9 protein-coding genes are annotated in these 9166 nt (G+C 37.8%); 1 reads left to right on the top strand and 8 read right to left on the bottom strand.

Annotated elements, in window-relative coordinates:
* The first annotated feature begins 33 nt into the window (after positions 1-33).
* A complete protein-coding gene (locus AB3X49_RS13210) occupies positions 34-483 on the top strand; it encodes a YslB family protein (protein WP_002015405.1) in 450 nt (149 codons plus the stop codon).
* A 115-nt stretch (positions 484-598) separates the two neighbouring features.
* Here the strand turns inward: AB3X49_RS13210 and uvrC are convergent, their stop codons facing one another.
* The 8 genes from uvrC to AB3X49_RS13170 form a co-directional block, all read right to left on the bottom strand.
* On the bottom strand, positions 599-2383 hold the full coding sequence (uvrC, locus tag AB3X49_RS13205) for an excinuclease ABC subunit C (RefSeq protein WP_367962576.1): 1785 nt from the start codon (positions 2381-2383) through the stop codon (positions 599-601).
* Between the two features lie 148 nt (positions 2384-2531).
* Positions 2532-2846, bottom strand: a complete 315-nt coding sequence (trxA, locus tag AB3X49_RS13200) for a thioredoxin (RefSeq protein ID WP_000974757.1) — start codon at positions 2844-2846, stop codon at positions 2532-2534.
* Positions 2847-3057: 211 nt separating this feature from the next.
* Entirely contained in the window at positions 3058-4035 is a 978-nt protein-coding gene (etfA, locus tag AB3X49_RS13195) for an electron transfer flavoprotein subunit alpha (RefSeq protein WP_367962573.1), read from the bottom strand.
* Positions 4036-4071: 36 nt separating this feature from the next.
* Positions 4072-4845 (bottom strand): electron transfer flavoprotein subunit beta, encoded by a 774-nt coding sequence (etfB, locus tag AB3X49_RS13190; RefSeq protein WP_002088867.1) that lies wholly within the window; start codon positions 4843-4845, stop codon positions 4072-4074.
* A gap of 78 nt (positions 4846-4923) precedes the next feature.
* Positions 4924-5700, bottom strand: a complete 777-nt coding sequence (locus AB3X49_RS13185; protein WP_367962570.1) for an enoyl-CoA hydratase — start codon at positions 5698-5700, stop codon at positions 4924-4926.
* A gap of 11 nt (positions 5701-5711) precedes the next feature.
* Positions 5712-6299, bottom strand: a complete 588-nt coding sequence (gene fadR, locus AB3X49_RS13180; RefSeq protein WP_012261773.1) for a fatty acid metabolism transcriptional regulator FadR — start codon at positions 6297-6299, stop codon at positions 5712-5714.
* Positions 6300-6405: 106 nt separating this feature from the next.
* Positions 6406-8091, bottom strand: a complete 1686-nt coding sequence (locus AB3X49_RS13175) for a long-chain-fatty-acid--CoA ligase (RefSeq protein ID WP_367962568.1) — start codon at positions 8089-8091, stop codon at positions 6406-6408.
* Positions 8092-8284: 193 nt separating this feature from the next.
* The gene (locus AB3X49_RS13170) at positions 8285-9115 is read right to left on the bottom strand and encodes a BclA C-terminal domain-containing protein (protein ID WP_367962566.1); all 831 of its coding nucleotides are present in this window, start codon (positions 9113-9115) and stop codon (positions 8285-8287) included.
* Positions 9116-9166: the final 51 nt, after the last annotated feature.

Below are 9166 nucleotides of genomic sequence, written 5' to 3'. Positions count from 1 at the left end.
ATATAATAATCCCTATAGAAAGAGGGGAATATTGTGAGCAAAAATACAATCGATATAACATCTTTAGAAGATGTTTCATTGAACGCCTTCGCTTATGAATTGCTACGTGAAGAATTACTACCTGATTTAATTGGTAACGATTTAGATGGTATTTTATACTGGGCCGGTAGAAACCTTGCGAGAAAATATCCGCTAGAAACAATTGAAGAAGTCATTCAGTTTTTTGAAAAAGCTGGTTGGGGCACTTTAAGCATCATTGAACATAAACGTCGTGAAATGCAGTTTCAACTTAAAGGTACACTTATTACTGAGCGTCAAAAACAAAAAAGACATTCATCTTATCAATTAGAAGCTGGATTTATCGCCGAGCAAATTCAAAGACAAAGAAACGTCGTTGCAGAGTCCTATGAGGAACAGAAAAAGCGTTCAGACTCTATTACATTTCTTGTTAAATGGGATATAAAAGATCTCATTGAAGTGTAGCATCTACCTACAGTCAACTAGACATATAAGTTTAGTTGACTTTTTTGTATATTCATTCAGATGAGTTTATTTTAAATCTTCAGAAATTATACCAAAAAACAGAAGACGTTGTAAACTATAACGTCTTCTTATCTGTTAAATAAGTATATATTATCTCTGCAACATTTTTCGGCATACCTGCTTCGACAAATTCAGCTATGGAAGCTTCTTTCATCTTTTTTAATGAACCAAAATGTTTTAGCAATACCTTTTTTCGTTTATCGCCGATTCCTGGAATATCATCCAATGCTGATTGAATGACCGATTTCCCGTGCAACTGGCGATGGAATGTAATTGCAAATCTATGCACTTCATCTTGAATGCGTTGCAATAAATAAAATTCTTGGCTATTCCTCTCAAGCATCACAGGTTCAGGCGGATCTCCAATGATTAAATGTGATGTTTTATGTTTGTCATCTTTTACAAGCCCTGCCATTGGAATATATAATCCGAGTTCATTCTCCAGAACATCACTTGTAGCGGCCAGATGGCCTTTTCCACCATCAATAATGATTAAATCTGGTAAAGGTAAATTCTCTTTAAGCGCCCTCGTATAACGGCGTCTTACAACTTCCCTCATAGATTCGTAATCATCAGGACCTTGAACCGTTTTAATTTTATATTTCCGATATTCTTTCTTTGCTGGTTTCCCATCGATAAAAGCAATCATTGCGGAAACGGGATTTGTCCCTTGAATATTCGAGTTATCAAACGCTTCAATACGATATGGTGTTTCAATCCCTAGTTGCTTCCCTAGATTATCAACAGCTTTAATCGTCCGTTCTTCATCACGTTCAATTAAGTGAAATTTCTCTTCTAGTGCAATTTTTGCATTTTTATTTGCTAATTCTACAAGATCTTTTTTCTTCCCACGCTTCGGCTGTGTCGCTTCAACTTCTAAAAAGCGCTCTACTAATTCTGAATCTATACTTCCTGGAACAACAATTTCCTTCGGCTTGAAATGACTACTGTTTTCATAAAATTGACCGATAAAAGTTAAAAATCCCTCTTCTGGTTCATCATAAATCGGGAACATAGAAACATCACGTTCAATTAGCTTTCCTTTTCGAACGAAGAAAACTTGAACACACATCCACCCTTTATCAACTGCATATCCAAACACATCACGATCCACTAAATCACTCATAATCATCTTTTGCTTTTCCATAATTGCATCAATATGAGCAATTTGATCTCGCAACTCTTTCGCCCGTTCAAATTCTAGCTTTTCTGAAGCCTCATACATCTTCGTTTCTAATTCTGAACGAATTTCTTTATGCCCACCGTTTAAGAATTTAATAATTTCATCAACAATTTCTTTGTTTTGCTCATCCGTTACTTCTTTCACACAAGGTGCTAAACATTGACCCATATGATAATACAAGCAAACTTTATCTGGCATATTTGAACATTTACGAAGTGGATACATACGATCTAATAATTTCTTTGTTTCATGTGCCGATTGCGCATTTGGATAAGGCCCAAAGTACTTTCCTTTATCCTTTTTTACATTTCGCGTAATGAGTAAGCGCGGCTGTTTTTCAGCTGTAATTTTAATGAAAGGATATGTTTTATCATCTTTTAATTGAATATTATATTTTGGATCATATTTTTTTATTAAATTTAACTCTAAAATAAGAGCCTCCAAATTTGAGGAAGTCACAATATATTCAAAATCAACAATTTCTCCAACAAGCCGAAATGTTTTCCCATCATGCGAACCAGTAAAGTACGAGCGCACACGATTTTTGAGTACCTTTGCTTTTCCGACATATATAACCGTTCCCTGCTTATCCTTCATTAAATAACAACCAGGTTGATCGGGCAAAATTGCTAACTTCTCTTTTAAATGCTCGTGCACTCGTCTCCCTCCATTTCTACATGCTTATCATTTTTATTTTCACATAAAAACATACTATGCCAAAACACCCAACATACGTTCTTTTATTGTAACGGAAAGGTTGTAAAAAAGAAAATAAAAAAAGCTACCAAATGGTAGCTTCTTTATTTTAGAAGTGTTTAGAAACTAATTCTACTAACGCTTCTTTCGGTTTATATCCTAACGCTTGATCAACCACTTTACCGTCTTTTAATACGAAAAGAGCTGGAATGCTCATTACTTCGAATTGACGAGCAGTTTCTTGGTTTTCATCAACGTCCACTTTTACTACTTTTACTTTCTCGCCTAACTCTGAATCGATTTCCTCTAATACAGGAGCGATCATTTTACAAGGTCCGCACCAAGGCGCCCAGAAATCTAATAGTACAACACCTTCGCTAGTTTCAGCTGCGAAGCTTTGGTCATTTGCATTTATAATTGCCATTTTATTTCCTCCTTCAAGTATATTCTACCAAGAGTATATCATTAACTTTTATACGTGGCGAATATTATGTATCGTTATGTATTGTAACAAAAAAATGTTCCTTTATACTATATAAAAATATGGATGAAATACTAAAAAGATGAGAGACAGGGGATCTCTCACCTTTTTCTATATATAGGGGTACTTCACTTGGAACTCAAGGGTACTCAAATCATGAATGTACTTTTAACTTTTTAAACTCTTCTGTTAAAAGAGGTAATACTTCAAACAGATCACCGACAATACCATAGTCAGCTACTTTGAAGATACTAGCTTCTGGATCTTTATTAATCGCAACAATTATTTTTGAATTAGACATACCAGCTAAATGCTGAATCGCACCAGAAATTCCGCATGCAATGTATAGGTCTGGTGTAACAACTTTACCTGTTTGACCAATTTGTAATGAATAATCACAGTACTCTGCATCACAAGCACCACGAGATGCTCCAACAGCGCCGCCTAGTACGTCAGCTAATTCTTTTAACGGTTTAAATCCTTCTTCACTCTTCACACCACGTCCGCCAGCTATAATGACTTTCGCTTCAGAAAGATCAACACCCTCTGCAGTTTTACGGACAACATCTTGAATGATTGTACGTAAATCTTTCACATCTACTGTAATAGAAGACACGTTAGCTGTGCGAGACTCGTCTTTTTCAAGAGTTGCAATATTATTTGGACGCACTGTCGCAAATAATATACCATCTGTTACAATCTTCTTCTCAAATGCTTTACCAGAGTAAATCGGACGAGTGAAGATAACATTTCCACCTTCAACTTCTAAAGCCGTTACGTCAGAAATTAAACCAGCTTCTAATTTCGCTGCTAATTTTGGTGATAAATCTTTACCAAGTGCCGTATGTCCAAATACAATGCCTTCTGGCTTTTCTTCAGCATATACAGCTAAAAACGCTTGTGCATATCCATCAGATGTATATGATTTTAATTTATCATTTTCAACTGTCACAATGCGATCTGCACCGTAATGAATCAATTCATTTGCAAAAGAGGCAACGCTGTCTCCAACTAGAAGACCTACCACTTCACCGCCTTCTGCAATTGTTTTTGCTGCTGCTATCGCTTCAAACGAAACGTTACGTAGCGATCCATCACGAACTTCACCCATTACTAATACTTTACGAGCCATAGATTTTCCCTCCTGCATATATAATTTCGTATTTTATTAGATTACTTTCGCTTCTGTATGGAGCAACGATACAAGTTCTTTTACTTGATCTTGCAGCTCGCCTTGTAACACTTTTCCTGCATCTTTCTTAGGAGGCAAATAGATTTCAATTGTTTTTGTTTTTGCTTCCACATCATCTTCTTCTAAATCTAAATCATCTAATTCTACTTCTTCTAGTGGCTTCTTCTTCGCTTTCATAATACCTGGAAGCGATGGATAACGCGGTTCATTTAAACCTTGTTGCGCTGTTACTAGAAGAGGTAATGATGATTCAATTACTTCTGTATCCCCTTCAACATCACGCTCAATCTTCACATTTGTACCATCAATTTCAAGCTTCGTAATCGTCGTTACGTATGGGATATTTAACGCTTCAGCTACTCGTGGACCAACTTGTCCAGATGCACCGTCAATCGCAACGTTCCCGCCTAAAATTAAATCGATTTCTTTATCTTTTAAATATTCAGCAAGCACTTTTGCTGTTGTAAATTGGTCACCATTCTCAACATCATCTTCAATGTTAATTAGTACCGCTTTATCGCAGCCCATCGCTAATGCTGTGCGAAGTTCTTTTTCACTATCCTCGCCACCAACTGTTATAACAGTAACTTCTCCACCTTGTGCATCTCTTACTTGAATCGCTTCTTCAATCGCATATTCATCGTAAGGGTTGATGATGAATTCCGCTTCGCCATCGTAAATTGCACCGTTTTTAATTACGATTTTTTCTTCTGTATCAAATGTTCGTTTCATGAGTACGTAGATGTTCATTCCATTTACCCCCTTATTTTTCAGAAAGATTCTATCAATTTTAAAATTCTGTTAATTTTTATTAAAAAAATAATTGGACTACCTACCACTAAATGAAGGCTTACGTTTTTCTAAAAACGCTGCTACGCCTTCTCTTCCATCTTCACTCGTAAATACTTCACCAAAAATCTGTGATTCACGCTGTACACCTTCATAATAATGAGACGATTTTGTCGTTTGTAATAACTCTAGCACAGCACGAGTTGTTGCTGGGCTTTTTCCAGCAATCTGTTTTGCAATTTTAAGCGTATCTTCTAAAATGGATTCTTCAGAAAACACTCCGTTAACAAGTCCCCATTGTAATGCTTCTGCACCAGTAATTGGTGTACTTGTTAACATCATTTCACAAGCTTTCGCTTTACCAACATAACGTGGTAAGCGCTGTGTACCTGCAAAACCAGGAATTAATCCAAGTGTTAATTCAGGTAAACCAAGCTTTGTGCTTTCAGTTACAAAGCGCATGTGGCAAGACATAGCAAACTCAAGGCCGCCGCCAAGTGCCGCTCCATGAATTGCCGCAATAACTGGTTTTGAGCATTTTTCAACACGCTCAAACGTAACTTGTCCAAGCTGTGCTAACTCTGTTGCTTGCTTCGCTTCAGTAACAGATGTAAATTCTTTAATATCTGCCCCTGCTGAGAAGAAGCGTCCTTCACCATGTAAAACAACAACACGAATGTTATCATCCTTTTCCACTTGATCGATTAATTCAGTAACGTCATGCATAACTTGTGAAGACATCGCATTAGCTGGCGTATGATTTAACGTCGCCACCGCGATATGATCTTCAACTTTTACAGATAGGAATTTCAACATGATCCCTCCCATTATTGACGATAACCACAAGCTGCAATAAGTAGCCCATGTACCGTTTTTGAAAGTGCGACCAGATCATACTTATGATCGCTCATTACCCAATTGGTCACAACTTCATCTACTGTTCCAAAGATCATTTGTCTTGCCACGCGAACGTTTAAATCCGCCTGAAATTCACCTTGCTTTATACCTGTCTCTAAAATCTCATCCATAACTTGTAAGTAGCCTTTTAATACTTCATTTATTTTAAGGCGCAAGTCTTGATTGGACTGCCTTAGCTCTAATTGCGTAACGATAGCAAGAGGATCATTTTGTGACAACAGCAAGAAGTGCGTTTCTACCAACATGAATAACTTCGCTACAGCGCTTTCAATTCCTGCTATTTTTTGACGAATTGTTTCAACAAATTCTCCCATCTTCTCTTGGAATAAGGATATTAATATATCTTCTTTATTTTTAAAATATAAATAAATCGTGCCATCAGCTACCCCAGCTTGCTTTGCAATTTTAGAAACTTGCGCTTGATGGTATCCATTCTCCGCAATCACAATGACTGCAGCATCAATAATCTGATTGTATTTCGGTCTATTTTTCTTCACTTTACTGTCCCCTTCAAGAAGATGACTGAATGAATAGTCATTCATATTCTTATAATACTGACTATTCAGAAAAGTGTCAATCCTATTTTTTCAAAAAGAAAGGGCCTTAGCCCGTTTGCTCATCCTCATTCTTTCTCTTCTCTTCATCTATTAGGACACGACGTAAAATTTTTCCGACTGTCGTCTTCGGCAACTCACTTCTAAACTCATATACCTTCGGAACTTTGTAAGCTGCTAAATATTTACGTGCAAACTGATCTAATTCTTCTTCAGAACACTCAGCGCCTTCTTTCAAAACAACAAACGCTTTTACAGTTTCCCCTCGATACGGATCAGGAACACCGATTGTTACCACTTCTTGCACCTTTTCGTGTTCATATAACACTTCTTCTACTTCACGAGGATATACGTTAAAGCCACTAGCAACGATCATATCTTTCTTACGATCTTTCACATAGAAAAAGCCATCCTCATCCATGTATCCTACATCACCTGTATGGAGCCAGCCATCTTGCAGTACAGCTGCCGTTTCTTCTGGCTTATTCCAATACCCTTTCATAATTTGTGGGCCCTTTACAACAATTTCACCAATTTCACCTGGAGGTAATGACTCTCCTGTTTCAAGTGACATGATGATTGCCTCTGTATCCGGCCACGGTACCCCAATACTTCCCGGCACACGCTTTTCCCACAAAAAATTCCCATGTGTAACTGGTGATGACTCCGTTAATCCATAACCCTCTACTAATTTACCACCTGTAACTCTCTCAAACTCCTCCTGCACTTCTACAGGAAGCGGTGCAGAACCACTAATACAAGCCTGAATTGAAGAAATATCATATTCTTTTAAAAGAGGACTATTTAATAGAGCAATATAAATGGTTGGTGCTCCTGGAAATAGTGTAACTTTATGTTTCTTAATTGCTTCAAAAACCATTTTCATATCAAACTTCGGAATAAGCACCATTTTATATCCTTGCATAATACTTAAATTCATTACAGCTGTCATCCCGTACACATGAAAAAACGGAAGAACACCAAGAATTACCTCTTCTCCTTCTTTACAATTATATAACCAATGCGCTCCCATTAAAGTGTTCGAAACGAGGTTTTTATGCGTTAACATAACCCCTTTGGGAAACCCTGTCGTTCCCCCTGTATACTGCAAAAGGGCTAGATCATTTTCAGGATCACATGGAACTTCAACATCAGCATTACTTTCTCTTTCTACCGATTTCCAAAGATGAATCGTTTCGCTTTCCGACACATTCACAACAAGATTTGCCTGCTTTTTTTGTACAAATGGATAAAGTAAATTTTTAGGGAATGGTAAAAAATCTGCAATACGGGTTACGATAATATGCTCAAGCTTTGTTGCAGTTTGAACATTAGTAACTCTCGGAAACACTAAATCAAGGCAAAGAATAACTTTTGCCCCTGAGTCATGAAGTTGGTACTCAAGCTCTCTTTCTGTATAAAGAGGATTCGCTTGTACAACAATCCCCCCCGCAAGCAAAGTACCATAATAACCAATTACAGATTGCGGACAATTCGGTAACATAATCGCAACTCTATCGCCTTTTTCAATACCAAGCCTTTGAAGGTAATTCGCAAATTTCTTTACCTTGTCATGGAAATCTGAAAATTTAACATCTTTACCTAAAAAGTGAAGCGCTTTCTTTTCTGGATAACGAGCAGCCATTTTCTCTAAATATCCATGAAGTGGCTGAATATCATATGAAATCGTACCTGGGATTTCCTCTGGATAACTCTGCAACCAAGGTTTTTCCACTCTCATTCCCCCTTCCAATACTTGTGAAAATAAATGAATGTTCATTCATGATGGTTGTTTTCATTATATTATAGTCGTAACATCATTACAATCATAATATTCTGACTTTTTTATAACTATGCTTTACTTCCTTAACTTCTTATTATATGTAGAAACTCTCCTAATTTTAAAAGAATAAGAGAGTTCACGTTACTTAGCCTAATCTTATAATCGTTAAAACTGCACCAGGTGTAGTCGTTGATAACGTGGCAACAGCTAACAATCCAAACAACTGCAAACTAATTGCACTCCCCGCTGCAAGAGTCGTAATAATTGTTGCACTAAATGATGTAGTTGCTAATGCAGGGGAATTGATAGTTCCAGCAAGCGGTGCACCATTAATTGTAATTCGCGAACTGACTAATAATGAGGCCGTTATATTAATTGTATATGAAATATAATAATTCCCGGCATTTGCGGCCGTAAATACTGTGTTCCCCCCCGAAACTGTAATTCCTGGACCGATATTCTGATTATTTGGAAGTGGGACATTTGTCCCACCAAGTAATACTGATATTGCCGTACCCGATGTATTATTCGCAAATGCATACGTCGCAGTTATACTTGTACCTGTTACTCCCGTCGCTCCTGTTTCACCCGTTACTCCCGTTGCTCCTGTTGCTCCTGTTGGGCCTGTTGGACCTGTTGGACCTGTCGCTCCCGTTGGACCCGTTGCTCCCGTTATTCCCGTTGCTCCCGTTGCTCCTGTTGGACCTGTTGGACCTGTCGCTCCCGTTATTCCCGTTGCTCCCGTTGCTCCCGTTGAACCTGTTGCTCCTGTTGGGCCTGTTACTCCCGTTACTCCTGTTGCTCCTGTTACTCCCGTTGCTCCCGTTGAACCTGTCGCTCCCGTTGGACCCGTTGGACCTGTTGGACCGAGCTTAGGAACTGTCCCATCGCAACTAAAACAGCACGAATCAACATGTAAACCATTTTGATTATTACATCCACAATATCCATTTGCATTATTACTCCATAAAGACATGTTGACCCTCCTTCGTGTTCGATCTTTTAAGTACAGCCCACTAATTAAAAA

Source organism: Bacillus sp. C30 (assembly GCF_040838255.1).
Classification (GTDB): Bacteria; Bacillota; Bacilli; order Bacillales; family Bacillaceae_G; genus Bacillus_A; species Bacillus_A mycoides.
The sequence above is the reverse complement of the archived record's forward strand: the minus strand, read 5'-3'. Positions and strand labels throughout refer to the sequence as shown.